Here is a 23,074-nt window from a genome sequence, read left to right as displayed (position 1 = left end):
TCAAATCTCTCTGACCACACCTTGCTCTCGCGGGGTTATCGCTTGTAGCTTGTAGCTTGTAGCTTGTAGCTAAGAATATGAGCCTTAGCCAAACAGCCAACCGTATGAATAGCCCGCGCCAATCGCCATTGAAAGAATCACAAACAAAAACGCGGCAATCATCTGGTTCTTAAAAATAGACTTAAGCAAAACGACTTCCGTTAAGCTCGCCCCTGCACTACCAATGATTAACGCCATGACTGCCCCCAGCCCCATGCCCTTCGCGGCAAGCGCAGCACTAAGCGGGATGACCGCCTCAGCTCTGATATATAGTGGGATACCAATTACCGCCGCAACTGGGACTGCAAACGGATTGTCACCATTCGCGACTTTTGCCACAAACTCTGTTGGCATGAATCCGTAAATCAAAGAGCCCAATGCGATGCCACCCATCAAATATGGCAGTACTTTTTTGAAATCAGTCCATGTTGTGTCCCAAATTCGTTTCCACTTATTTTTTGGTGGCTTATATCGCGCCAGAACCACATCCTTTAGGTTCTGGCGCGATATAAGCCTCTTCTTTAACGTATTTTTCAAAGCCCAACTTTTCAAGAGAATAGCCAGCAATGACCGACACGCCCATCGCAACCGCAAAATAAAATACAGTCACCTGTAAGCCAAATGTCACGGCAAACAAACCAATAATGATTGGGTTAAGCAATGGGCTAGCAAACAAGAACACCATCATGGTGCCAAATCCTGCTTTTGCCCTAAGTAGTCCTTTTAAGAACGGAATCGTAGAACAAGAACAAAACGGAGTAATGGCGCCCAAGAATCCGGCGATGATATAACCCCGCCCATTCTTACCACTTAAAATCGACTGGATCTTAGCGGGTGGGACATATTCTTGAAGCACTCCTACCAAATAGCTGATAAGCAGAAACAACACGGTTAGCTCTGCGGCTAGGAACACAAACATATTAAGGGCTTCATAAGCCATGTTGCTGTCTATCGTAAACATAAATTTAACCTTTCGTTATTTCCAGTACTATCGAAATATATTCCTTAATCATGGAAGGATCAAGTTATTTCCAGTAATATCGAAATATAATCTAACGAGGTAATACTGATGGCAATCGAAATCATCGCTAAAGCGCTAAAAGAATTAGGACATCCAACAAGATTAACGATCTACAAAAGCGTAGTACGTGCAGGGTTTCAAGGTATCGCTGTAGGTGGGTTACAAGAAAAATTGGACATTCCCGGTTCGACCTTGTCTCATCACATCTCAAGTTTAGTATCAGCCAACCTGATTACCCAGCGTAGAGAAGGCAGAACGTTATATTGCGTTGCGGAATACGACAAACTTGCCTCTGTCATCGGTTTTTTACAAGACGAGTGCTGCGCAGACGAAAGCCAAACAAAGGACTAACACATGATCAAACCTGATTTACTTAAGTGCTTTATTGCCGCTGCCGACACGGGATCATTTAGTGCCGCCGGGCGACTGCTTGGTAAACACCTGGCGACAGTGAGTGGTAATATCGCACGACTTGAAGATGAGCTTGGGGTTTTGTTGTTCGATAGAAATGGCAAGTACCCACAATTAACGGAAGCAGGTTTGAATTTGTACGATGGGGCTAAGGTAGCCGTCGATAGTATCGAGCGATTTAGCCGAAATGCGTTGCAGCTCTCTATGGGCATTCCGGCAGCCTTGACGGTTGCCATTGATGAAGATGCGGGGTTGGGCCCCTTCTCCGACTTAATTTTTCAGCTACAACAAAAATGGCCTCACCTAAAATTAACGGTGCTCACCCTACAGACCCAAGACATCTTTGAGAAAATACTGACCCAAGAAGTCGATATCGGCATCACCCCAAGCCTTGAAGGCAACAGCCAAGTTTACGAATTTAAAGCCGTTGGCCACTTAAAGTTAGACATCGTTTGCGGTCAAAAGCATCCTCTCGCGAATAAAAAGCAAATAACTAATGATGACTTAATGGCTCACGCACAAGTCATCAGCTCTTCGATCATGCAAAGTAACCCGCTTGTCAGTGCCGTTAAAATGTCCCCAACGATTTGCGAAAGTAACGGACACAGCAATATCGCTGAACTTTTGAGAGCAGGTGTAGGTTGGGCATTTTTGAGTCGAACGTCAGAGCACAATCGTACTGGATTGGTCACACTGGCTCCTGATTTCGTACGAACTCAAATGCAAATGCAATATGACGTTATTTGGCCTAAAAATCAGCCTGCTAACAGTATCCACCAATTTGTGTTGGAAAATATACGCTCAGCATTTGAGTAACTCTCTACTGACGTAGCCAGATTATCATAGCCTAATTTTAGTTGTTTTTTTTGATTCTAGAACGAGATGGATAAAGACTTTATGGACAATTTAACCGTACAAATAATGCCTGAAAAACAAGTGGATATTGCTTTTCTGCACACCGGAGATGTACACGTTAATACCTTTGACGCACTCGCAAAAAAGAAAAATTCGTCATTAACGATAAGCCACACCGTTAAAGAAGCATTCTTAACTCATGCGATAAACCTAGGCATCGATGACGACTTAAAGTCGGCAATGTTCAATACGATCGACGCTCTTAGTCAAAATGCCCGTATGGTCGTCTGTACCTGTTCATCCATCGGTGGCATCGCTGAAGATTTCAACGGCTTAAATCGGTCTATCGTAAAACGAATTGATCGCGCAATGGCAGACAAAGCAGTACAAGATGGCAATAGGATTTTAGTGGCGGCTGCGCTGAAAAGTACCATTAGACCAACCATGGATCTAATTCGGAATTCAGCGCAAAAGGCAAATAAGGACGTCGATATTACCCACTCTGTTGTACCTGACGCTTGGACTCATTTTGAACAAGGCGACATGGAAAAATATCATCAATCCATTGCTCGCTACCTCAATATCTTAGCTATCGACGCCGACATCATTGTGCTGGCTCAAGCTTCAATGGCGGGTTGCAGTGCTTATTTTACCAAGTCGATTCCTATCTTAAGTAGCCCTGATATGGGAGTGACCGAAGCCATAGCATCACTCAGTTAAACAGGTATCATTCAATTAAACAGGTTGTTGTATCAGAATGAATCGCATCGTATATGATCCTTAACCCCTCCTTGAGTTGACTGCGGCTTGTTGGCCCAGTTAAAGACAGTCTCACGCACGGTGGGATGATATGGTGACCAACAGCAAACAACTCTGCCTCCCGAACATGAACGCCCTCTTCTGCTAATTGTTCACGAAACGACGCACTGTTAAGCGGGGCTGGTAACTCCAGCCATACATTAAACCCAGCAATTGCATGTTGTGCTTGATGCGGAAAGAACGTTTCAAATATTCGATACCGCGCTTTTAACTCCTGAGCAATCTCCTCATCAACGGCATTCATTGCTCCATTCGACAACCAACGACAGACTAAGTCCACCAGCAACGGGCTCACATTCATACAGCTTGCTCGTAAAGACTTTTGCAACGCCAATTGCAGTGCCAAGGGAAAGATGAGAAAACCAACTCGGATACCACCAGAAAAATACTTAGAAAAGCTACCAACATAGATAGTGATGTCTGGCGCGATGGCGATCAAAGGCGACTTTCTATTTTCTGGAGGACAGTACAACACATCATCTTCAATGATCATCACGCCAAACCTTCGGCATATTTCAATGACCTGTAGGCGTCGGCTATCATTTAATTGCACGCAGGTAGGGTTTTGAACTGCAGCCGTTAAATACAACAGTTTCGGGCTGTGTCGCTGACACTGCAAATGTAAGTCTTCTGGTACTACGCCATATTCATCAAGCTTAATCGGTACGACTTTGCGTTCACTTTGTTGGCAGGCATGAACAAATTCAGCGTAACAAAGGCCTTCAACTAGAATCACATCTGAAGGCCGAGTCATACCTTGTATTATCGCCGACAATCCATGCTGCCCGCCGTAGGTCCAACATAGTCTTCTGCTATCGATATCGTGCTGCCACTTCTCCGATAACCAAGAGCGTAACACTTGACTATGCCCATGCAGCCCGGCTGCACTGTGATAACCTAGCACCGCATTCTGCGCGATCGGCTCTTGCGCCAATTGCAATAAACTGTCGTGAAAGTGGCTTTGTTGATTAACCAACAGAGGACGGCATATGGCCATATCAATACCCTCCCTCGGTGCAACGGGATAATAGTACCCATGATGTTCGCTCTCACGATCTTTTACGTAGGTACCACTGCCAACTTTTGGTTCCACCAAATCGCGCCTTAACAACTCCTGATACGCTCGGGTGACCGTGCCAACTGTAACACCAATTTTGTATGACAAAATCCTTTGTGGGGGGAAGCTTGCTCCCGGCCTCTAATTCCCCGCTTTCGATCGCTTCAGCAAAAGCATCAGCCAAAGCAATGTACTTATGCCCAGTTCGGCCTTCTATTTCTGGCTTAAACATTGTGCCCCTCTTGGCGGATACAATTGAATATAGATAACAGAGTAGCTAGGCACTTAAAAAAAGCAAACAACATTATTGTCATGGTGACGCATTAAGCCTAGGGAGAGCAAAAAGAAATTGGTTAGGGTGTAAGAAAACAAGGAATCTTCATGAACACTATCTTCGATATTTTACCTGCGATGAGTTTGCTCGCATTTGTTACCGCTTTTACACCGGGCCCGAACAACTTTCTACTTGCGAGTTCGGGAGCACAATTTGGGGTACGGAAATCGGTCTATCACCTACTGGGAATAAGACTAGGCATTATTGGTCTGCTGCTTCTCTGTGCAAGCGGTGTTGCCGTCGCCTTACAACAACACCCGACTTGGCATCAAATACTTCGATATCTCGGTGCCAGTTATATGCTTTGGTTAGTAGTGAAGCTGGTGTTTACTAGCCGGTTCGATAGCACATCAGGATCCGCGACACCTCTTACTTTGATACAAGCCTCTTTTTTTCAAGTTGGCAACATAAAGGCATGGATGGCCTGCCTGGCTTTAATCAGTGGATATACTCTGCCCAATGACTATTGGTTCTCCGTCATGGTGATTATTGTCGCTTTTACCTTATTCGGGCTGATAGCCAATGCCAGCTGGGCGTTTCTAGGTCGAGGAATTAGCAAAAAACTGGACACATCGAGAAAAAAAGAGCATTTTCAGTTTCATTAGGGCTGCTGACGCTCTTATCTATCTTGCCGTTATTAATCCCTTAATTAAAAAACGAAGAACGACACGCACAAAAAAAGCCTTCACGACAATGAAGGCTTTTTCATCATTATAAATCTTTAGTCACGAGGTTACTTACTCACGCATATCCAACTCATTTTGAATCAGAACCACGCATTGAGAGGCAAATAACATCTTAGGGCCTAAGCTGATTTTTTGTGTTCCTAAGCGTTTTAAACTGTTAAAGCTCTTTTTCGGCATTGGAATGTGGTCGGTAAGTAAAAAGCACGAGTCGCCTTCAAACGCCTGTTCACGAATGTGAGTGCCTTTTTTATCCATCATGTAGATGTTGTAATCTTCCGCTAACTCTTGAATCAACTTCTCGAAGCTAATGGTTTGAACCGTAATACCGTCTTCAACCTGACGCGTTTGCTCTTTGGTCATACCCACAGAAAGCGTTAACGCCCCTGCAATTTTCTTAAGCAAAGCCTGCTCGTGAAACCCACCAAAATTACTGATTTCGCTCGGCTTGAAGCAGATGGTTCTTGAGTAATCCTTGGTACTCTCTAATACCAAATAAACGATAACATCGTCACGATGAGACTGCGCAACAAAGATCGTATTCATCAAAGTGTGAGCCAATATTTCTACGTGAGCTTCTTGTCCTACTGAGGCTAGGAATTGTTCACTGTCCGTTGGAGCGGAACGAGCTCTTAAAACAAACGCGCGCATGGGTTACGACCTGCTATCTAATTTCTAATATCAATAATGGGCAGACAATATCACAGCTAAAGAAGTTGGCATAACGCTATTTATTCGTTGATTTTATATTTAACGCTAGGCTCAGAGATCTGATACAAACGATGGCTGTCGCAAGTTACTTCGCAATTACACTCTTTTTCAATACCGACATTATTAAGCCCACCGCAGCTTCCAGCAATCGACTTTCTTCCCATCAATACTCCTATTGCCATTAACACTATAACCAATAGGAATACGCCAAAAGTAACCAGTAACGTTGCCATCATTTACTCTCTATCTATGATTTAGATTGATTGTTAGGTCCAATCGAACGAACCATCATTGTGCATAGCCTGTCTGCCGCTTCGATCAACGATTCTTGCTTATTGGTATGCGAGCAGCCTCCTCCGTGTTTACCGCAACCACCAGATTTAGCATTCACTGACTCCCGTGCTTGTGAAATATTGGTCAGTTCACTTAATTCACACGTAAGCACTTGTTCAACGGGCATGCGCGCAGGAGCATGAAAAACTCGAATATCGGCTTCAAACAGTTTCGCAAGCATTCGCTGGCCAATATTACGAACCACAAGTTTTGTCACTTTTTGCTGCTTCAGTAACGCCACCAAGGATTTTTTTCCACTACAGGTTACACTTGCCACCGCGGGATTATCTATTAGCTGAAAATGCCCGTCTTCAATAAACAATATTTGGGCTGCTTTGCTAAAATGCCCAGCGATTCGATCATTTTGGTAAGGGATCGCATACATAGTTATTCTCCTATTACTTCGTTCGATTCTTGTGTCATCGGCTCTGCTAAGACCAATGCATTACCTTCAACTAAACACGTCGCGACTTTGAAGCGGGCTTTCTTGACGATATTGCCAAATGTTTGCCTCGAGACCCCCATTTGGTCAGCCGCTTCTTGCTGGCTTAAATCAAGCTGGTCTGCCAATCGCAAGGCTTCAAACTCTTCTGATAATAATTCAACCTGCTTTAGTTGATTCATTGGAACGCCATTTGGCTTAAAGCAACTGTGCGCAGGTCTTCCGCAAACACGTCGACATTTTTTGGGCCTTGCCATTAATAGCCTCCTTCTTAAATTCATTGTTGTTACATTCTATCGTTACTAGCATACGCCAATTATGATGTTGCACCACACAATAATTAGCATATGCCAGTAACCTTTAATTTCGTAAATGATCGATAGGATATGACGGGGTGCACATGACAAGAAAACAAAACCGGATCCTAACCATCATTATTTGATTTATGCCGCTATTACTGCCAACTTTATTTAAATAAAACAGATAAATGAGAGCGATATTAGATTATGCGTACCCAAGAACAATGGCTAGCGGCTTACGCAGAAAGCCACCAAAACCCAGCGAACAAACGCATTCACACGATTGCAGTACCTGGGATCTATCTTTCTATCGTTGGGCTGATATGGAGTATTCCGAGCTTTAACTTATTCGGCATCACTTTGAACTGGGTATTCATCGCTCTTGCGCCTGTGTTAACTTTTTACGCTTTGCTTTCGGTTATTACTTTTTTGATGATGGCTGCCTACAGCACAGTTTGTATCGGTATCGTGGCCGTTCTCAGCGACGAACAGGCTCCAATATTAGACATGTCTATCGGGCTGTTTGTTGTATTGTGGGTATTTCAGTTTATCGGCCATAAAATCGAAGGCAAAAAGCCGTCTTTCTTAGACGACATTTCGTTTCTATTGATTGGCCCTGTATGGGTGTTTAAAGGGCATAAGTTGTCTAATCAAGATGATGATTGATAAGAAAAAATCATTGCGAAATCAGGATAGTGACCAGTACTCGGTATAGTGATGCCTCATTAGGTAACAATGACGACATCACGTTTAGGTATAATTATTATATTAAATCAGTTAGGCGTTTAATGTTTCTATCTGAGTAATTTTTAGTTAACGACCGATTAGCGCCATGATACTTATCACTTTGCCAAAAAACATTCAGAGCATGTACACTTTGCTTTATCAATTTTTGTGCTGCTTTGACATTACTAGGATCTTTACGTTTAAATGCTTTCTTGTATTTCTTAAGAAACTTACCTTCGTAATCCACACCAGTACTTGTCGTCATAATATCTATCGTACCCTTGTCATATGACATTAGATAAAGATACTTATTACTCGTATAGATTGCTTTTTTTACAGCAATAAGATAAACCCCTTTAAGGCTTTTACTTTTATCTAAATACAATTTTGTAATGGATTCATTTTCAAACACTACTGCATATTGAGCTGGCGTCATGCCGTTAATATCTTCGACATTCGGGTCAAAACCTTCGTCCAGTAAAACCCTAATTAACTCGGTACGTTGAAAAATAGTCATAATATGCAACAGTGAAAGATTCCCAGTAGCTAATGATTTTTCATTTTCATACACATTAGTCACTTTAGGATAGTCCCAATAAGGTTGCTCTTTACTAAAGCGAAGCCCTAAAGCGAATGCAGCATCCAATTTATTCCCCTGCTCTTGCAGAAAATTAATACCCGAATTCCTATCCATGAAAATATTTTTACTTCCTTCATGCTGAATAATAGGCGTTCTTAGATCAAAAATTGAATACTGGCTCTTTTTAAATGCACGAACAATATAGGCCATTTTTTCAGCCGTTAAGTCTTTCTCTGCCATATAAGTTTCAATAGAGCTGGTATTATAAGGCAATGCCATTCCATCACTAAGAAGGTATGACCGCACGAATGAGGGTTCCAACACGTCAAAGCCGCTATCAATCATCCAAGTAAGTGCAGGCTTGCTAACACCTTGAAAGGTCAACATTGCTTGCTGGTCAAGAGCTTTACTAAAACCATCATAGTTCAAATAGAACTGCTTTGCATTTAGAGTCTCTACTACCGACTTTGTGATACTTACTTCAAGGGTATCATTTACCTCTTGTTCCATTTCGCTGATTTCGTCTACGTATTCAGTAACAATATCATTACCAACTTCTATTTTGCTCCATAATAAGCAATTGTCTTTATCTAACCACCTATCGGTAATTCGGCTATCTGGCATTGTTAATTCTGTTACTTGTTCAACAACAGACTGACCTTTTTTAACTAGTTGCCCATGAGATAGCGTTTTGTTACTTAATATCGAATGATATATCGAAGCACTCAAGCGTTGTGCAAGTGCTTTTTTTGCTCGTACTTCTGATTGCTTTCGTAGGGCAAAAAAATCGCTGTGAACTGATGAGTCATACTGCTCTACTCCAACAGCGGATACCATCTCCTGTTTAAACTCAGTATCACTTATCCATGATGGTTGAGGTGATGCTTCTCCAAAAGGACAAGTTTGCGCCACTGAGATGGATGGTATTAAGATAACCGTAACGACAGATAAGGCTTTCAGGATTAGTTTCATTTTACTTCCTTACCGTTTAGAAATACCTGCTTTTCTATATTGTCATAATCGTAGTTATAAAGATCATCGCTCATCTTAACCGTCGTGACCGTCAGATTGACTGGATATTTCTTCAGTATCATCTTTTTAACTTTATTAACCTCTCGTGCATTCAACTCCATCTCTGACATCACCTTCTCAAGTAAGGGAAGGTTCATTGCACTCGGTACAGAAAACTCAGCACTATATAGATCTGGAGTATTTAAGTGCTGCAATAAGTAAGCAATCTTATAAGCAATATAATCTTGTTCTTTCGGATTAACACCCAACTTAAGCAGTTGTTGTGCAAAGCTCAACTGGCCATACTCTACGGCTAAAGCAAGTGACGTATAACCTAGAGTTGTCTTTTGATTTATATCAACACCAAGTGATAGTAATGGTTGAATTAAATCAGCACGATGACTAATCACCGCAAAGTGTAATAATCCTAGGCTCTCTTTTTTAGAGTTTGTTGTAAAATTATAAATTAGAGGTGTTTTTAACGTTCCTCCTAACGTGGCTTCACGAGTTGCTCTGTAAATAGCATCATCATGTTCCGAAAATAACGAGTTAGTTTTCTTGGAAATATAAGTGTCCGTGCCGCCATTTGGGAAGTACTGCCCTGCACTAATACGCACGTCATTAAGATCAACACCAAACGACTTGAGTTGGGTTAATGCGTGTATTTGTTTACTTAAACTGCTGCTAGATCTTACGACTGAAGTCACAGCATTATTTTGGTAGTAGAGGTAATCAAACCGAGTTATAGGGCTATTATTTCCCCAAATAGAACGCATGAAAAACGAATTATCGCTTTCATTAATCCAATCAAAGCCGCTCTGTTGGTAGAGCTCTGCAACATCATAAACCTGACCACGGTAATAGGCCTGGCTATTATTTAATAAGGATTGGACTGCACTCTCTAGCGTTGGAGAAAAGCCATTATCAGAGAGTATTTGTTCGATTTCACGATGAGTCAATTGTTCGATTTTTTTATGAAGTCTTTCAGAAACTTCATCTACATACGCTTTTACTGCGAATTCAGCCCCTGCTTTGCTTACTTTGACACGGTACCAGAGCAAACATTGTTTCGTGTCTAGCCACTTTGCGTCGTCAATGACCGCAGCAAGTGCTACTTGACTGACGACTTCCGTTTTTTGTTTTACCTCTTTACGTACTTCGGCCTTAGACTTATTCGACTTCTTGCTTTCAATGGTGCGCTTAGTAGAAACCTTTATGGAGCTACGTATCGAGTTAGATAAGTTGGCAACAGCATCTTCTCGGGCATTATTAATAAACGTATTAATTGGGACATATGATGATCCCGACTTACCACTGGCACCACCTACGGCGTAATAAAAATCATCGTCTCTGATATCTTGATTTACCCACTTGGGCATATCTGACTGGGGCAAAAACTGACAAACAGCGTCATCAGCGGCATGCACTCCACCGGTCATTAATGACAACATGGCGGCACCTAAATACATCGGTCTCATGGTTATTCCTTTACCAAAACTTTCTACATAAACGTGATTGCTACTTGGAAATCAGCTCGTACTCTAACCTAGTCAAAATCGCAGATTCCAAAATGCCAAGATCGACCGTGCTGTAGCCGTAGAAATTAGGACTAATATTAGATCTCACTTGTTTAAGCGATGCCTCTACATCTTCTTCCATCATGAGTTTATCGTTAAATTTGGCGAGTTTGATCGTTTGCTCACCCGTCAAGGAAGACAAGTACTCACTGTAACCACCGATTGAGGTATAAAGTAATTGATAGCGCCCACCATCTGATGACTCAATGTAATAATTCCCTGAACGGGCGATGTTCGAAATTGCAGTCACTGGTGTGGTCGATTGACTAAAGCTGACATCTAAATAACGTTCACCACCAGCGTGCTCTGCTGTTTCTGGGGTAAAACCCGATTCTGGAAACACCAAGTAGGCATCAATGATGCCGTTTGAGGTAACAGCTGAAAGTAGGAAGTTATCATCTTTGTAGTACTTAATCGCTGTTTCGCCGTCTGAGTACTTGGTGTAGATCGGTGCACCAAAGGTTTCATTAAGTACATCGCTTGACGCCCTAATATAGATTTTCGACAGTCGATTGTTTGAAGGAGCGTCTGAAAATGTAGAGAAAATCGCTTCAGATCCTTTTTGTACCATATCAATCGTATCGTTAAATTGACCGATAGATATCGCACAAACCGCACCGATCACTAGCGGTGTAGGGAGTTTTTTTCTTAGATTATCAAAAAACTGATCTTCTGCTTTGGACGGTTCTTTTTCAACTTCTGCATCTTGAGCCATGAATCATTATCTCTATTCTTCAACGAACTTAGGAACGCGAGCGACAATACGGGTACATAGGTATTCATCTACGCCCTTTTCAACTGATACTGATTCTTTGATCCATGTATATTTCATCAACTGATTAGTTATCTGTTTCGACGTTGAGTTAGCCGATATGGTTGTCGTTACGACTTTATCTTTTCGATCGGCCGTAATGATGGTTTTCTTTTCGCTATTTCTATCGGTTCCTACTTCTTTATGCACCATCGTTTCTAAAGATGACGCTAAAGATGCTCTTGCTTCCATAGCAGCAATGTCCATGTCTAGTGTCATGTCACCCATACTCTCAACACAAGATACTCCTGCAATTAGGCCTTCTTCTAATCCGTCTTGTGGGTAACTTCTCCATTCAGGAAATTGCTCTGCAGCACTTAAGCTCGCACTCATTGCTAGTAACGCTGTGACTAATACTGTCTTATTCATGGTCATTCCTTAGATCATATTATTTTGATATTTTAACTCGGCACTGTGTACTCTTTTTAAGTAGGTACGAGTTTCCGCCGCAGCATGCTTCTTCTGAATTTTATCGAAGACTTCTTGAGGCGAAAGCGCATTAATGTTGTTGATTGCGCTTGTTTTTCCTTTACCGAATATTCGATAGATAGGTCCCATACCACCGTTATATGCCGCGATAACGCAATATTTCATGCTGTCACTGTTTTCAATCCCCTTGAAATATCGGTTTTTGAGCAAGTGCAAATAGGTCGTCCCTACTTCTATATTTTTATCGGGATCAAACAAGTAATCACGTTTCAATAACTGCTGTTCACCAAATAAATAGTCTGTAGCATCAAGGCCTGCAGAACTTGGTACAATCTGCATCAAACCAAACGCAGGGACATGAGATACAGCACGAGGGTCAAAGGCACTTTCGGTACGAATAATAGATAGAACAAATTCAGGTTCTAATTGATATTTCTTAGAGTAGGTTTCAACCGAGTCGATAAAGCGCTTTTCTTTGCGCGTCAACCAAGCTGAAGGAAACGAGATCTCAGCCGAAACAACCTCGTTTCCTTTCAAGTCTTTTGTCTTGGTGATCTTGATGTTTTCTAAAGCTTTACTTAACTCTTTCTTATTGGTCGATTTGTTCTCAGACAAAGGCAAAAATGAAGCCTTACTGAGCTGTCTCACTTTCGTTGCTTCAATAAGCTCAGAGGTAAATTTGTCTTGTTTTTGCGCCGACCCAATACTAAGTTTGGACGTCGAGACAATTTCTTCTTTCAGCTGTTCAACGGTTGTTGTTTCGCCTTCAATGGTGGTTACCTTAATAACATTTTTTTCGAAGTTAACTTCTCGCTTCATTTTTAACGATGGTGTGTAGCTGATCCACGAGTTTTTGTCGCTAAATTCTGGTTTATCCCATACCTTTGCAACGTGTTTTTTGTACTGATTAAAACTCTTTTCAGCCTTAGCGAGATAAGCATCAAATTCGCAGTTTTTCTCAACCTTATAGACCTCAAAATTAGCCTCGCTGCACAGCTTATACTTTTCGAAATCATCCTTCGCCTCAAAAGGTCTGTTCATATAGTGCTGAACACTAGGGCAGTTGCTAATTGAAGGTTTTAGATCGCAAGCCTGCTCTAATGTTTCAGCTTGGCCTATGGAAGCAACAAGAAGTAAAGCAAGTGGAGACATTCGCCACATTCCAAATTTCATACATATCCTTATCATGATTCTCGTTACTGACTTAAAGATCCACGCGTCCCTTAACCTGCGTCTAATAACTTCAATTCGTTAGTATGAAGCTCAATACATGTCATTAGATTTTGTTACAAAAGTCAGTATGGGACTAATATCACACCAAACCGCCAAGTTATCGTTACGGATAATGACATACAACCAGCGAATGTATGGGATGAGATGTTTATCATGTAAATGAATATTACGTTTATAAATCTATTGATATTTGATAATCATTAGGATTAGCTTAATAACATATATCGCGCCTAATTATGGGCTTATGAAACACTTAACCGCATCGTTGCTACATGTAACTAACCGTGGCGACATTCAACTATAAGTTACTTTCCTTATTTTCTTACCATTAGGTGTCACCTCTACGCATGAACTATCGTAATTTTGAAAAGCTTCTCGGCCGACTTAAAGATACAGAACGAGTTATTGTTCAAGCTCACGATTTCCCTGATCACGACGCGATTGCCTCAGCTTTCGCTCTGGCTTATCTACTTAAGAAGCAAGGGCTCAAGCCATTTATTTCTTACAAGGGCTACATTGATCGGATCTCGCTGCGCAATCTCATAGATTGGCTAGAAATCCCAACGGTGGAACCTCATAAACTTCAAATGAGACCCGACGACAAGATAATCGTCGTCGATGGGTGTATTGGCGAGAAAAACGTGACAGATTTACCGGGCTTGGAAGTCGCTGTGATTGACCATCATCAAACCCAAGCTCCCAGCTTTGTTTGGTTTTCAGATATACGCCCAAACTATGGATCTACCGCCACCATCATGGTCGAGTACTTTAACCATTTTGAATTGGATATCCCAAAGCGCATCGCTACCGCGTTATTAGTAGGGTTAACATTTGATACGGCCAGTTTCACTCGTGGTGTCGACACCAACGATATTCGTGCATTACTGCAATTACAGGCGATTGCCAATATGCCGATGGTAAATAAGATTTGTAGAAACCAAATGGAATTTGTTGAGTTAAAATTATTCGACTCAATGCTGGCTACCATGAAAAAGGAAAACAACGCAGCTTTTGCCGTATTACCAGAAGGTTGTCCCAAGAATATGCTTGGTGTGTTGGGGGATTTTTTACTTAGTGTTGATGAGATAGATATCGTTGTACTTAGCGCTCGAAACAGGGAAAAAACCTTTTTGTCTCTACGCTCAGAATGCACTCATAACAATGTTGCGGATATTGTAAGAGGCGCACTAATGGACTCTGGATTGGGCTTTGGAGGTGGTCACGCTCACATGGCTGGCGGCATTATCAATAACATGTACCAACTCAGCGATGAAGCAGATTTCGTTTACGATCTTATACGCCCCAAATTAAAACTGGGTTCAGTTTAGATTAGCATTGAGCCAATTAGCGCAGCAATCCATGCTTGGGAACGGCTGCGCGTGCCATACTGTCTATTTCAACTACTAAACAGCGTCGTTTGTTATTTATATTCTAAGCGCTCTTTACTTGATAATTACCCTTCATCTTCAACGCAACATTTACCAACGCAATAAGTACAGGTACTTCGATTAAAGGGCCAATCACACCGGCAAAAGCTTGATCAGAATTGATGCCAAACACAACAATAGACACCGCAATCGCTAACTCAAAATTATTGCCAGTGGCGGTATAAGCAATGGATGCATTCTTATCGAACGGAAGCCCCATTTTTTTACCTATTGCAAAGCTAATAAAAAACATCAGTACAAAATAGATAGCCAGTGGAATGGCAACGCGCACTACGTCCATTGGCAGTTCAACAATCATTTCACCTTTTAAACTGAACATCAGCACGATGGTCGCTAATAAAGCAATCAATGTCATCGGTGAAATTTTCGGAATGAAAACTTCGTTATACCACTGTTCGCCTTTCTTTTTCACCAGCACAACGCGACTAACAAAGCCTAAGATGAAAGGAATACCTAGGTAGATAAAGACACTTTCGGCAATGTCTTTCATTGAAATATCGACCACCATGCTTTCGTAGCCAAACACAGGGGGCAGCACAGTGATGAACAGCCACGCCATAAAGCTGTATGTGAATATTTGAAACACACTATTGAGCGCAACTAATGCGGCACCGTATTCTTTGTTGCCTCCCCCTATATCATTCCAAACAAGTACCATTGCAATACAGCGAGCCAAACCAATAAGGATAATCCCGACCATATAACCTGGATGATCAGCCAAGAACGTCAGAGCCAACACAAACATCAAGATGGGGCCAACGATCCAGTTCATCACTAAGGACAGTGTTATGGCTTGTTTATCTTTGGTTATTTTACCTAACAAACGGTAGTTAACCTTAGCAAGCGGTGGATACATCATCAAAATAAGGCCAATCGCTAAAGGAATGTTGGTACTCCCTACCGACATACTTTCATTGAATTCTCCAATGTTCGGGAAAACAAACCCGATAGCGACGCCAATCGCCATCGCGACAAAAATCCATAGTGTTAAAAATCGGTCTAGAAAACCAAGTTGAGGTTGCGCGTGTTCAGTATTCATATTGCACCTATTCGTCAATCGTCGAAATGCGATTAATATAATTAAAAAATTGGTACTCACCCACTTCCCTTGTGCGGGTAAGCGATTAAGCACCGTTTATAACTTTTCTATGAATTCACTAGCCCTGAAAAACGCTGTGAAAACAGATCAATTCGATTGCGGTTGATTCGATAACACATCTTCGGTGGAATCGGCTCCGCAGTAATAAACTCCGCCTGTTTCAAAATTCGCAGGTGTTCTGACACTGTAGATTGAGCAAGACCGAGTTCAGAAACCAAATCACTATTTAGGCACCCTCCCAAATTATCTAGCGTCAGTAGAATATTAAGAATTCTTACTCTTGCTGGGTGTGACAGTGCTTTACATAGGGCCGCAAACTCTTTTTCTTCAATCAGTTGCTTCTCAGTAGAAGAAAAAGCAGTGTTATTTGCTTCAGCACAAGATTTTTTCATCGCTAACCACATAGTTAATCGTCGATTTACGATTAACTATACGCCACTTTTTGATTGATGCAATCTATTTGCGATATGAAGGCTAGAATTACGACAAGAATAGCTCGAAGCGGCTACTCCAGATTCTTACTCATTAAGCGTTGTTCTGTATAAAAGCCGTTCTTTTGATAAAATTCGAGCGCATTACTATTATGCTGCCAAACATTGAGATCTATGCAACTGGCGCCTTGTTCCATCGCCCAGTCTTCAAAAGCATCCATCATTTCTCGCGCAATGCCTTTGCTTCTGTATTCTTGCATCACAATGAGTTCGTCGAGATAAACAAAGCAACGTTTTGGTGTCCACCGCTTCGCTTCATTGCGTTGGAGGTTGGCCAGCAAGGCCGCGACAAGCTTTCCGTCAAGCACATAGACCGTAAGGTAGGTACTGGTCTCGGCAATCATTTCAGCCAGTTCTTCGTGTGTGAGCAATTCGTCGCATAGGGCAATGCGATCGGGGGTAATGTTATGATGAAAACGATTCTGTTCGATGTATAAAATATTCAGATCACTCAGATCGCTCAATTCTGCTTTTCTTATCATTGTTGGCCTTGTTTCTTAATCTAAGATACCGTCGTTAAATGCGGTATTTAAACGGCTTTCCACCGCCTTCCACAGAGATTCGCTCCCTGCTGAAATACGTTCGCTGTTAAAGCCTAACACAGTTTCTTTACTGACTTGATGCTCTTTCCAACTATGAGCTTGGCCGTGAATGTTGTGAAGCAACGGGGGGACTCGATCAATAGCCTTTGCGAACCTCGCTTCTGCGCTTTCGCCTAGTTCAAACTCTTGCCACAAAGACAAATAGTATCTTGCCTGCTCTTCACTTAGGTTATTAAGAATTCGCGCTACACCCTTTTCTTCTTGGCCTTTTTGTTCTGTGGTCTCACTTTCATAGATGATTTTGTCACCGGCATCGATTTCTCCAATGTCATGAATCAATAGCATCTTCATCACTTTTTCGATATCTATCGGTTCGTTTGCGTGATCTTTTAGCATCAAGGCGCTTAAACACACGTGCCAACTGTGCTCGGCGGAATTCTCATAGCGATCAAGACCGACCGGCCTCGTTTTTCTGATTACGTTTTTCAGTTTCTCGATCTCGACCATGAAATCCAAGATCTTGTGTATCGGCTCTCTGTCTAACTGAATTTGTTGATTCATGCTTGTTGGCATCGATTCCATCAGTACTTCCCTCCTGCATATTTGCTAACGAGGATACACCGATATGAAATTACATTCATTTTTTATCCAGATATTCCAATGAATCTTTACTTGAATGCGACTCAATGCATCGAGTAGGGTGAGGCGTCTCCGCCTCATCCCTCTCACAGAACCGTACGTACGGACCTCGTATACGGCTCATGCACATTTCCATTCAGCATAATGGCTGAACACATATCCTGTCCTAACGTGTTCAAGATTCACTAATCCAAGGTCGTTAAACCATTGATTTGGCATCGAGTAACTGGCTAATGGACTCGCAGCATTTCTCCAACTATCCATACAGATATACCTGAATGACCCTTCGTAACCTAGCTGTCTTAGCCTGCGGTGGAGTCGGGTCGGTTTTTTCCATAATCGTAATTGGACGCTGCGAAGTCTTCGCCTTAACCACGCGGCCAGTTTCTTAAACTCCCTGTTGGCATTCGCTATTCGAAAGTACTGGCTGAACCCTCTCAGAAGTGGATTCAGTTGTTTAATGACTTCTAACAATGGCTTACCGCCATTGCGTCTTGTCACTCGCTTCAACTTTCCTTTGAACGTCGACATTTTCTTTGGCTGAATACGGCTATAATGGCTACCGATTTCTATTCCAAGGAATTTCACACCTTCGCCGCTGTGCGCTATGTGTGATTTGGTTTCGTTCACCGTTAACTTGAGCTGTTTTTCCAGGACCTTCGTTGCCTGTACTTGCGCATTTTCTGCACCTTTACGGCTGCGACAGAAGATCAGTATGTCGTCGGCATAACGGACTATTCGATGTCCTCGCTTTCGCATCTCTTGATCAAACGCATCCAGATAGATGTTCGCTATCAGTGGGCTTATTACTCCACCTTGCGGACTACCTATCTCGGTATGCTGCCACTCTCCATCAACCATTACGCCACTTTTCAGGAACTGTTTGATGAGCTCCAGTACGCTACTGTCTGTGACTCGTTTCTTAATGCTTTTTAGAATAAGCTCGTGGTCGAGCTTATCGAAGCACTTCGATAAGTCCATATCTACGACGTGTTGCATTCCGTATCGACGGATGAACATCGTCGCTTTGTTTATAGCATCGTGACAACTTCGATTCGGTCTATACCCAAAGCTGGATGGGTGAAACTGCTCTTCGAAGATTGGGGTTACTATATCATTTAGAGCTTGTTGGACAACTCTATCCCGTACTGTTGGGATCCCAAGTAATCGCACCCCACCATCATCTTTCGGTATTTCTACCCGTCTGACGGGTTGAGGGGTGTATCGCTTGGTTTTGAGTTCCAGAAGAAGTTGATCTAGGTTATCACTCAGATTTTGGGCGTAGTCGCTTAGGCTCTGCCTATCTATTCCGGCCGCGCCTTTCGCTTTCCACACTTTTTTAAATCCTTTATAGAGTCGCTCTTTGTGGAGCAAGTGACCATATAAACTGTAGTAAACTCTCAACTTTTTCCTTTAGATTGTGTGCCGTGTGGGGACAAATGCTCTCTCACAGTGTTGGTGTATTTCACTCCACTCTCTAGCCTTCTAGCTCAATGGCAATTTACTAGAGTGAGTCAGAGTTACTCCCTTGTACGGTTTCTCGCTTCAGTGCTTTGCTTTCACAAAGACCGAGACGGAATACCTCGATAGCTAATCAACTTGTATACCACTGAAAAAAAAAACATCTGCTCATCACAGACTTAAAATGTACTTCATCCCTTCGCAACACCAGATTGCTTTTGGCAAAATGTTGTCCCATCAGACGTGTTACTGATGGTCAGCTCAGTTTTATCCTCCACACCATTACTGGGCTTCACCGGCCGAGCTTTACTCACTACTACGGATTCATCTGCCACCTCGCACCAACATAGATCTTGGCTCTCGCCTTGAGTTTATGCTTCCGACGTTTGCTCGGATGTGGTGTCAGGCTTCCCCAGTTACTGCACTGGCTCCCTGTTAACAATGCCACCCTCAAGCACAATCTAGGTCTGATTGAGTATCGGGCTTCACGCTATTTTGCACGCTTACCCACCTAAATTGCCGAATCAGGTTCACTTTCGTTGTGTACTGTTAACTTCCTATCGCTTCCTTCAAACCCTGCCGTTGGCCAGCAACGCCCTTGCGATTCGGATTATCTTCCCCTCAATCAGGGTGATTTAGGCTTCTTTCAGCCTAATGGGTTTGCCAGCTTCGCTGGGCAAACAAAAAGGCGAACTCGTTGATTCGCCTTTAACTATTTTTAACTTCTATTGAGACTGAAACTCTTATTGAGACTGCAACTCTTATTGAGACTGAGCCAACAAGTCTGTTTTATAACCCAGCGCGGGCTCTCGCCACCATTTTGGGTTCTGAGCTGCATCATCAAGTGATACCGACTGACCAAAAACAGGAGTCAGTAAAGTTACGTCATTTTGTTTGGCTAACGCTTGAATCCGCTCTAATGGTTCAAACCAGTCATGTAATGACAAATCAAACGTACCGTTATGTATGGGCATCATAATTTGACCACGCAGATCCAAATGGGCTTGTAAACTATGCTCGGGCATCATATGGATATCACTCCACAGGTCGTTATATGCACCCGTTTCCACCATTGTTACATCAAATGGCCCGTATTTGTCACCAATCTGTTTAAAGCCTGAAAAGTAACCGCTATCACCACTAAAAAATAGCTTTCGGCTTCCGCTGTCGATCACCCAACTGGCCCAGAGTGTTTGGTTTCTATCTAATAACCCTCGTCCCGAGAAGTGTTGAGCTGGTGTTGCAACAAATTCGATGCCTTCAAAACTGACACTTTCCCACCAGTCTAATTCGGTGATTTTCGCCGCATCAACTCCCCAATTAACCATGGTTTGACCCACTTTTAAAGGCGTTACAAAATGCTTAACTTTTTCGGCCAGTGCCAGAACGGCATGCTTATCTAAGTGGTCATAATGATCTTGACTTATCACCACGATGTCGATCTGCGGCATTTCGTCTATCGAAATTGGGCTTGGATGAAAACGCTTTGGCCCAGCCCATTGTACTGGAGACGCTCGTTCACTTAACACTGGGTCGGTTAACACGAGTTTGTCATCTAATTTCATCAAAATCGTAGAATGACCAAGTCGATAAATTCGGTCTCCTTCGTCTTGCGTAATTTTCGAAGCGGTAAGTGGTTGCAAAGGAAGCGCATTGTTTGGCTGAGCCGACTGCCTTTTAGACACGGTGTAAGCCTTGATAATTTCCCATAGGTTACTTGCGTCAGTTTCGTACGCTTTCTCGCTATTGACGAACTTACCTTTTTCATCGGTCGTTGCTGACGTTAATGCCACCGTCGAAATTGCTGCCATGATTAAACCCCCTAAAAACCAATACCGTTTTTTCATTTGTATAACTCAAAAGTAAACTACACGGTGCAGTTTATAGTTTCATCTTTAAAAAGTAAACTACTCGGTGTAAAATAGCCAAAAAGTATTAGAATGAGCAGGCAACATGAGCGAACCGAAAAAGACCCGAAGTGAGATAAAGCGTGAGGCGATCATCAAGGCCGCGATGATTTCGTTTAAAGAAAACGGCGTTAAAGCCACCAGTATGGATAAATTGGCTGAGTTGGCTAACGTATCGAAACGAACCGTTTACAACCACTTTGAGACTAAAGAAGCGTTGGTTATGTTTATTCTGTCTGATCTATGGAATAAAGTGCTCGTTCAACCGAATATTGTCTATCAAGCCAATGTTTCACTAGAGGAGCAATTACACGCTATTCTGGTTGCCGAAGTTAATTTGATGTGTTCTGAAGATTATTTGGATCTTTCGAGAGTGGCATTTGGCCACCTGTTTTATCACCCAGAAGCGCTACTTAAAGAAGTGGAAAAGATTGCGAGCCAAGAAACGACGTTACATCGTTGGATCAGCGCAGCAGCAGCGGACGGTAAATTGAAAAACGTAGATCCAGCGTTTGCTAATAGCCAACTTCATAGCCTTATTAAAGGTCAGTGTTTTTGGCCCCAGCTAATGCGTCTGCAACCCGAGCTTTCAGAAAGTGCTAAACATTATTTAGTACAACAAACTGTCGCGATGTTCCTTAGTCACTATAAATCATAACCTATCGCTCATAGTACGTAGCTCAGCTTAATCAACATAACTATGTACGATTTTGTCTATCGTATCTGTTTGCTTTAAACGCAAAATAGCGTGATCAAATTGAGCCTTAAAATCTGCAGAGTATGGGTAATCTACATTTAACTTAGTAAAGCCTAGATACCCATCATTCGTGTTGGCCGTTATACCGCGCTTAATGCCCGGAAAGTCACTGATGTCAATTAAGCGATCATTGATATAGAAATCGATTCTTCCTTTTTCAAGCTTGTTCAGATTTATAATGCCATTTGTCGCTTCTTCAACGACTATGTGTCCCGACTTAACCGCTTCGCCGAACTCATGGCCTCCCATAGAATAAGGGTTATATCCTCGGTTTAAACCAATGACGGTTCCATGAAAGTCTTCCGGCCAATTTCGCTTACCGATAAGCTTGTTCGGTTTACCAAACACAACCACTTCTTCTCTTAGTATGCTCTCAGAAAACAACATCCATGGGTCGCGTTTTTCTGTGTAATACGGTGGAAATAAGGCAAACCCCTTGCCCTGTTCAATATACCTTAGCCCCCTCTTCCAAGGCACCATCCGGATCGTAACCGTGTAGTCATCCATTTCTGAAAATACGAGTCGCAAAATGTCGACATAAATGCCTTTGGGTTCACCATTTTCAATGTATGAATAAGGTGGGTAGTTATCGTCACCATAGATAACCACATTCTGACTCGCTAACGTCCCAAAGGAAATTGAGACAACAACAATAAGTAGCAGTAATCGCAGCCCTAAAGTTTGACTACCTTGACACATACTTACTCGCTCCTACGCACATTGTGTATTAAGCATAGGCAGTCGATAGCGGTTCGTCTAATAACACCTTCAACATAAACATCTGTTTGCACACCCTTGTCGTTTTTGGAATCAGTATCTAGATAGAGATCGTATTTTGCTTGATCACAAAACGAATTTGATTGCCAATATGCGGGAGATACTTCAGGATTACTAACGTTTCAACGCCCGTACATCAAAACTGGGGCATCAAACGTAATAGTTTAACAAACGTTTTTATCACACTAGACGTTTCAAACGTCACAAGGAATCCATACATCATGGGACAAAAAACCAGCCTGCTTCGACTACTGATGCTAATTGCTATTGTTGGCGGGTTTGCATATGGTATTTATCAGAGTTTAAGTGGCGATTTTAATACCCTAATTTACGTGGCTATTGCGTCCGTTGGTTTGTTCTTCCTGCTATTGATCAAAAATCTGATCTTCGGCGAGCGAAACGACAACGTAAACTATAAGCCAATGTTTAAAGTGCCTCACGATGAGCCTAAAATCAAAAAGAGCCCGGTCAGTAAAAAAATGACACCACCAGAGGAGCCTTTGGATCACCAAGCAAAAGAAACCTCTGCGGAAACAGACGTTAAAACAGAGACACCAACAAGTTAAGACCCTCCAACTGAAT

General features: G+C 42.3%; 26 protein-coding genes and 1 pseudogene. 8 read left to right on the top strand and 19 right to left on the bottom strand.

The genetic code is table 11. The annotated features are described in order from the left end of the window. Positions 1-84: 84 nt before the first annotated feature. The gene (locus VTAP4600_RS26570) at positions 85-576 is read right to left on the bottom strand and encodes a permease (protein WP_269459961.1); all 492 of its coding nucleotides are present in this window, start codon (positions 574-576) and stop codon (positions 85-87) included. Next, positions 506-1,000, bottom strand: coding sequence for a permease (locus VTAP4600_RS26565; RefSeq protein ID WP_269459952.1), 495 nt, complete (start codon positions 998-1,000; stop codon positions 506-508). Before VTAP4600_RS26565 ends, VTAP4600_RS26570 begins: the two co-directional genes overlap by 71 nt. Before the next feature lie 108 nt (positions 1,001-1,108). Here VTAP4600_RS26565 and VTAP4600_RS23615 point away from each other — a divergent pair, with 108 nt between their 5' ends. From VTAP4600_RS23615 to VTAP4600_RS23605, 3 genes are all read left to right on the top strand, one after another. Then, positions 1,109-1,411, top strand: a complete 303-nt coding sequence (locus VTAP4600_RS23615; protein WP_102525139.1) for an ArsR/SmtB family transcription factor — start codon at positions 1,109-1,111, stop codon at positions 1,409-1,411. A gap of 3 nt (positions 1,412-1,414) precedes the next feature. Next, on the top strand, positions 1,415-2,287 hold the full coding sequence (locus tag VTAP4600_RS23610; protein WP_102525138.1) for a LysR family transcriptional regulator: 873 nt from the start codon (positions 1,415-1,417) through the stop codon (positions 2,285-2,287). A gap of 81 nt (positions 2,288-2,368) precedes the next feature. After that, the gene (locus VTAP4600_RS23605) at positions 2,369-3,046 is read left to right on the top strand and encodes a hypothetical protein (protein WP_102525137.1); all 678 of its coding nucleotides are present in this window, start codon (positions 2,369-2,371) and stop codon (positions 3,044-3,046) included. Positions 3,047-3,053: 7 nt separating this feature from the next. On the opposite strand, the pseudogene VTAP4600_RS23600 reads toward VTAP4600_RS23605, so the two are convergent. Continuing rightward, positions 3,054-4,434: pseudogene (locus tag VTAP4600_RS23600) on the bottom strand (aminotransferase-like domain-containing protein). Positions 4,435-4,583: 149 nt separating this feature from the next. On the opposite strand from VTAP4600_RS23600, the gene VTAP4600_RS23595 reads away from it, so the two are divergent. After that, a complete protein-coding gene (locus tag VTAP4600_RS23595) occupies positions 4,584-5,141 on the top strand; it encodes a LysE family translocator (protein ID WP_331813010.1) in 558 nt (185 codons plus the stop codon). A gap of 132 nt (positions 5,142-5,273) precedes the next feature. On the opposite strand, the gene trmY is transcribed toward VTAP4600_RS23595, so the two are convergent. From trmY to VTAP4600_RS23575, 4 genes are all read right to left on the bottom strand, one after another. Beyond that, on the bottom strand, positions 5,274-5,870 hold the full coding sequence (gene trmY / locus VTAP4600_RS23590; protein WP_102525136.1) for a tRNA (pseudouridine(54)-N(1))-methyltransferase TrmY: 597 nt from the start codon (positions 5,868-5,870) through the stop codon (positions 5,274-5,276). An 80-nt stretch (positions 5,871-5,950) separates the two neighbouring features. Continuing rightward, positions 5,951-6,163, bottom strand: coding sequence for a (Na+)-NQR maturation NqrM (gene nqrM, locus VTAP4600_RS23585; protein ID WP_102525524.1), 213 nt, complete (start codon positions 6,161-6,163; stop codon positions 5,951-5,953). A gap of 14 nt (positions 6,164-6,177) precedes the next feature. Continuing rightward, positions 6,178-6,648 (bottom strand): NifB/NifX family molybdenum-iron cluster-binding protein, encoded by a 471-nt coding sequence (locus VTAP4600_RS23580; protein WP_102525135.1) that lies wholly within the window; start codon positions 6,646-6,648, stop codon positions 6,178-6,180. Positions 6,649-6,650: 2 nt separating this feature from the next. Beyond that, a complete protein-coding gene (locus tag VTAP4600_RS23575) occupies positions 6,651-6,962 on the bottom strand; it encodes a DUF134 domain-containing protein (protein ID WP_102525134.1) in 312 nt (103 codons plus the stop codon). Positions 6,963-7,211: 249 nt separating this feature from the next. On the opposite strand from VTAP4600_RS23575, the gene VTAP4600_RS23570 reads away from it, so the two are divergent. Further along, a complete protein-coding gene (locus tag VTAP4600_RS23570; RefSeq protein WP_102525133.1) occupies positions 7,212-7,670 on the top strand; it encodes an Mpo1 family 2-hydroxy fatty acid dioxygenase in 459 nt (152 codons plus the stop codon). Between the two features lie 97 nt (positions 7,671-7,767). On the opposite strand, the gene VTAP4600_RS23565 is transcribed toward VTAP4600_RS23570, so the two are convergent. Genes VTAP4600_RS23565 through VTAP4600_RS23545 form a run of 5 tightly spaced genes read right to left on the bottom strand, consistent with a single transcriptional unit; the run spans position 7,768 to position 13,311 of the window. Beyond that, a complete protein-coding gene (locus tag VTAP4600_RS23565; RefSeq protein WP_102525132.1) occupies positions 7,768-9,282 on the bottom strand; it encodes an ankyrin repeat domain-containing protein in 1,515 nt (504 codons plus the stop codon). Further along, positions 9,279-10,799 (bottom strand): ankyrin repeat domain-containing protein, encoded by a 1,521-nt coding sequence (locus VTAP4600_RS23560; protein ID WP_102525131.1) that lies wholly within the window; start codon positions 10,797-10,799, stop codon positions 9,279-9,281. The genes VTAP4600_RS23565 and VTAP4600_RS23560 overlap by 4 nt, the downstream gene beginning before the upstream one ends. A gap of 40 nt (positions 10,800-10,839) precedes the next feature. Next, positions 10,840-11,613 carry an ETEC_3214 domain-containing protein gene (locus tag VTAP4600_RS23555; protein WP_102525130.1) on the bottom strand — a complete coding sequence of 258 codons (774 nt, stop codon included), beginning with the start codon at positions 11,611-11,613 and terminating at the stop codon, positions 10,840-10,842. Between the two features lie 12 nt (positions 11,614-11,625). Continuing rightward, positions 11,626-12,078 (bottom strand): hypothetical protein, encoded by a 453-nt coding sequence (locus VTAP4600_RS23550; RefSeq protein ID WP_102525129.1) that lies wholly within the window; start codon positions 12,076-12,078, stop codon positions 11,626-11,628. A gap of 9 nt (positions 12,079-12,087) precedes the next feature. Next, on the bottom strand, positions 12,088-13,311 hold the full coding sequence (locus tag VTAP4600_RS23545) for a murein transglycosylase domain-containing protein (protein ID WP_102525128.1): 1,224 nt from the start codon (positions 13,309-13,311) through the stop codon (positions 12,088-12,090). Between the two features lie 407 nt (positions 13,312-13,718). On the opposite strand from VTAP4600_RS23545, the gene VTAP4600_RS23540 reads away from it, so the two are divergent. Beyond that, the gene (locus VTAP4600_RS23540) at positions 13,719-14,699 is read left to right on the top strand and encodes a DHH family phosphoesterase (RefSeq protein ID WP_102525127.1); all 981 of its coding nucleotides are present in this window, start codon (positions 13,719-13,721) and stop codon (positions 14,697-14,699) included. 103 nt (positions 14,700-14,802) lie between these two features. Here the strand turns inward: VTAP4600_RS23540 and arsB are convergent, their stop codons facing one another. The 6 genes from arsB to VTAP4600_RS23510 all read right to left on the bottom strand — a co-directional run bounded on the left by arsB (position 14,803) and on the right by VTAP4600_RS23510 (position 20,898). After that, positions 14,803-15,858 (bottom strand): ACR3 family arsenite efflux transporter, encoded by a 1,056-nt coding sequence (gene arsB, locus VTAP4600_RS23535; RefSeq protein ID WP_102525126.1) that lies wholly within the window; start codon positions 15,856-15,858, stop codon positions 14,803-14,805. 107 nt (positions 15,859-15,965) lie between these two features. Then, complete coding sequence (locus VTAP4600_RS23530; RefSeq protein ID WP_102525523.1) at positions 15,966-16,310, bottom strand: ArsR/SmtB family transcription factor; 345 nt, start codon at positions 16,308-16,310, stop codon at positions 15,966-15,968. Between the two features lie 113 nt (positions 16,311-16,423). Continuing rightward, positions 16,424-16,891, bottom strand: coding sequence for a GNAT family N-acetyltransferase (locus VTAP4600_RS23525; protein ID WP_102525125.1), 468 nt, complete (start codon positions 16,889-16,891; stop codon positions 16,424-16,426). A gap of 15 nt (positions 16,892-16,906) precedes the next feature. Next, positions 16,907-17,533, bottom strand: coding sequence for an HD domain-containing protein (locus VTAP4600_RS23520; RefSeq protein WP_415239695.1), 627 nt, complete (start codon positions 17,531-17,533; stop codon positions 16,907-16,909). 177 nt (positions 17,534-17,710) lie between these two features. Then, positions 17,711-18,994 carry a group II intron reverse transcriptase/maturase gene (gene ltrA / locus VTAP4600_RS23515; RefSeq protein WP_102525124.1) on the bottom strand — a complete coding sequence of 428 codons (1,284 nt, stop codon included), beginning with the start codon at positions 18,992-18,994 and terminating at the stop codon, positions 17,711-17,713. 818 nt (positions 18,995-19,812) lie between these two features. Then, complete coding sequence (locus tag VTAP4600_RS23510; RefSeq protein WP_102525123.1) at positions 19,813-20,898, bottom strand: MBL fold metallo-hydrolase; 1,086 nt, start codon at positions 20,896-20,898, stop codon at positions 19,813-19,815. A gap of 106 nt (positions 20,899-21,004) precedes the next feature. Here VTAP4600_RS23510 and VTAP4600_RS23505 point away from each other — a divergent pair, with 106 nt between their 5' ends. Next, complete coding sequence (locus VTAP4600_RS23505; protein ID WP_102525122.1) at positions 21,005-21,616, top strand: TetR/AcrR family transcriptional regulator; 612 nt, start codon at positions 21,005-21,007, stop codon at positions 21,614-21,616. A gap of 27 nt (positions 21,617-21,643) precedes the next feature. On the opposite strand, the gene VTAP4600_RS23500 is transcribed toward VTAP4600_RS23505, so the two are convergent. Beyond that, positions 21,644-22,414, bottom strand: coding sequence for a substrate-binding periplasmic protein (locus tag VTAP4600_RS23500; protein WP_102525121.1), 771 nt, complete (start codon positions 22,412-22,414; stop codon positions 21,644-21,646). A gap of 299 nt (positions 22,415-22,713) precedes the next feature. Here VTAP4600_RS23500 and VTAP4600_RS23495 point away from each other — a divergent pair, with 299 nt between their 5' ends. Further along, positions 22,714-23,058, top strand: coding sequence for a hypothetical protein (locus VTAP4600_RS23495; protein ID WP_102525120.1), 345 nt, complete (start codon positions 22,714-22,716; stop codon positions 23,056-23,058). Positions 23,059-23,074: the final 16 nt, after the last annotated feature.

It is taken from the genome of Vibrio tapetis subsp. tapetis, from assembly GCF_900233005.1.
GTDB lineage: Bacteria > Pseudomonadota > Gammaproteobacteria > Enterobacterales > Vibrionaceae > Vibrio > Vibrio tapetis.
Note: the sequence above shows the minus strand (reverse complement) of the source record. Positions and strands in the feature narration are given on the sequence as shown.

Excerpts from the sequence above, each read along its gene's own strand:
- VTAP4600_RS26565 (WP_269459952.1), bottom strand. The coding sequence starts at position 1,000 with ATGTTTACGATAGACAGCAACATGGCTTATGAAGCCCTTAATATGTTT.
- VTAP4600_RS23615 (WP_102525139.1), top strand. The coding sequence starts at position 1,109 with ATGGCAATCGAAATCATCGCTAAAGCGCTAAAAGAATTAGGACATCCA.
- VTAP4600_RS23610 (WP_102525138.1), top strand. The coding sequence starts at position 1,415 with ATGATCAAACCTGATTTACTTAAGTGCTTTATTGCCGCTGCCGACACG.
- VTAP4600_RS23605 (WP_102525137.1), top strand. The coding sequence starts at position 2,369 with ATGGACAATTTAACCGTACAAATAATGCCTGAAAAACAAGTGGATATT.
- VTAP4600_RS23595 (WP_331813010.1), top strand. The coding sequence starts at position 4,584 with ATGAACACTATCTTCGATATTTTACCTGCGATGAGTTTGCTCGCATTT.
- trmY (WP_102525136.1), bottom strand. The coding sequence starts at position 5,870 with ATGCGCGCGTTTGTTTTAAGAGCTCGTTCCGCTCCAACGGACAGTGAA.
- nqrM (WP_102525524.1), bottom strand. The coding sequence starts at position 6,163 with ATGGCAACGTTACTGGTTACTTTTGGCGTATTCCTATTGGTTATAGTG.
- VTAP4600_RS23580 (WP_102525135.1), bottom strand. The coding sequence starts at position 6,648 with ATGTATGCGATCCCTTACCAAAATGATCGAATCGCTGGGCATTTTAGC.
- VTAP4600_RS23575 (WP_102525134.1), bottom strand. The coding sequence starts at position 6,962 with ATGGCAAGGCCCAAAAAATGTCGACGTGTTTGCGGAAGACCTGCGCAC.
- VTAP4600_RS23570 (WP_102525133.1), top strand. The coding sequence starts at position 7,212 with ATGCGTACCCAAGAACAATGGCTAGCGGCTTACGCAGAAAGCCACCAA.
- VTAP4600_RS23565 (WP_102525132.1), bottom strand. The coding sequence starts at position 9,282 with ATGAAACTAATCCTGAAAGCCTTATCTGTCGTTACGGTTATCTTAATA.
- VTAP4600_RS23560 (WP_102525131.1), bottom strand. The coding sequence starts at position 10,799 with ATGAGACCGATGTATTTAGGTGCCGCCATGTTGTCATTAATGACCGGT.
- VTAP4600_RS23555 (WP_102525130.1), bottom strand. The coding sequence starts at position 11,613 with ATGGCTCAAGATGCAGAAGTTGAAAAAGAACCGTCCAAAGCAGAAGAT.
- VTAP4600_RS23550 (WP_102525129.1), bottom strand. The coding sequence starts at position 12,078 with ATGAATAAGACAGTATTAGTCACAGCGTTACTAGCAATGAGTGCGAGC.
- VTAP4600_RS23545 (WP_102525128.1), bottom strand. The coding sequence starts at position 13,311 with ATGAAATTTGGAATGTGGCGAATGTCTCCACTTGCTTTACTTCTTGTT.
- VTAP4600_RS23540 (WP_102525127.1), top strand. The coding sequence starts at position 13,719 with ATGAACTATCGTAATTTTGAAAAGCTTCTCGGCCGACTTAAAGATACA.
- arsB (WP_102525126.1), bottom strand. The coding sequence starts at position 15,858 with ATGAATACTGAACACGCGCAACCTCAACTTGGTTTTCTAGACCGATTT.
- VTAP4600_RS23530 (WP_102525523.1), bottom strand. The coding sequence starts at position 16,310 with ATGAAAAAATCTTGTGCTGAAGCAAATAACACTGCTTTTTCTTCTACT.
- VTAP4600_RS23525 (WP_102525125.1), bottom strand. The coding sequence starts at position 16,891 with ATGATAAGAAAAGCAGAATTGAGCGATCTGAGTGATCTGAATATTTTA.
- VTAP4600_RS23520 (WP_415239695.1), bottom strand. The coding sequence starts at position 17,533 with ATGGAATCGATGCCAACAAGCATGAATCAACAAATTCAGTTAGACAGA.
- VTAP4600_RS23510 (WP_102525123.1), bottom strand. The coding sequence starts at position 20,898 with ATGAAAAAACGGTATTGGTTTTTAGGGGGTTTAATCATGGCAGCAATT.
- VTAP4600_RS23505 (WP_102525122.1), top strand. The coding sequence starts at position 21,005 with ATGAGCGAACCGAAAAAGACCCGAAGTGAGATAAAGCGTGAGGCGATC.
- VTAP4600_RS23500 (WP_102525121.1), bottom strand. The coding sequence starts at position 22,414 with ATGTGTCAAGGTAGTCAAACTTTAGGGCTGCGATTACTGCTACTTATT.
- VTAP4600_RS23495 (WP_102525120.1), top strand. The coding sequence starts at position 22,714 with ATGGGACAAAAAACCAGCCTGCTTCGACTACTGATGCTAATTGCTATT.